This is a genomic window from Pseudomonas sp. 58 R 3, assembly GCF_900006605.1.
GTDB classification, from domain to species: domain Bacteria; phylum Pseudomonadota; class Gammaproteobacteria; order Pseudomonadales; family Pseudomonadaceae; genus Aquipseudomonas; species Aquipseudomonas salomonii.
In genome coordinates, this window is the sequence record NZ_CVTT01000076.1 from 1,905 (window position 1) to 2,558 (window position 654).

Sequence of the window (654 nt, forward strand, 5' to 3'; positions counted from 1 at the left end):
CAACCACGGAGGCTTTATCAGCACTCAGAGAAACCGTGGTGTTGTCGATCGAGTCGGTAATCGAAGTGACGGCCGCTTTCGGATCAGTGACCAGGTTCTCGAAGTTACCGCCTTCGGTCTTCGCGATGGTAGTGCTGACAGTCGAACCGTTGTTGTAGACGTCGTTGGCTGGGGTGTTGAACACGGTCGAGCCGACGGTTTCACCGGCCTTGATGGTAATGGTTTGGCCGTTGCTCAACGTCACGGTAACGTCGGTTTGCGCCTTGTTGGTCAAAGTCGCGGTGTAGGTGATGTCACCGCCTTCAACCACGGAGGCTTTATCAGCACTCAGAGAAACCGTGGTGTTGTCGATCGAATCAGTGATGGCTGTTTCAGCTGCCTTCGGATCGGTGACCAGGTTCTCGAAGTTACCGCCTTCGGTCTTCGCGATGGTGGTGCTGACAGTCGAACCGTTGTTATAGACGTCGTTGGCTGGAGTGTTAAACACGGTCGAGCCGACGGTTTCACCGGCCTTGATCGTGATGGTCTGGCCATTGCTCAGCGTCACGGTAACGTCGGTTTGCGCCTTGTTAGTCAAGGTCGCGGTGTAAGTGATGTCACCGCCTTCAACCACGGAGGCTTTATCAGCACTCAGAGAAACCGTGGTGTTGTCGA

At 54.9% G+C, this 654-nt stretch carries 1 protein-coding gene; it reads right to left on the reverse strand.

The window, feature by feature from the left end; genetic code table 11:
* Positions 1–654 (reverse strand): immunoglobulin-like domain-containing protein (locus BFP92_RS32210; protein WP_239694326.1); only part of this gene is annotated, 654 nt, incomplete at both ends.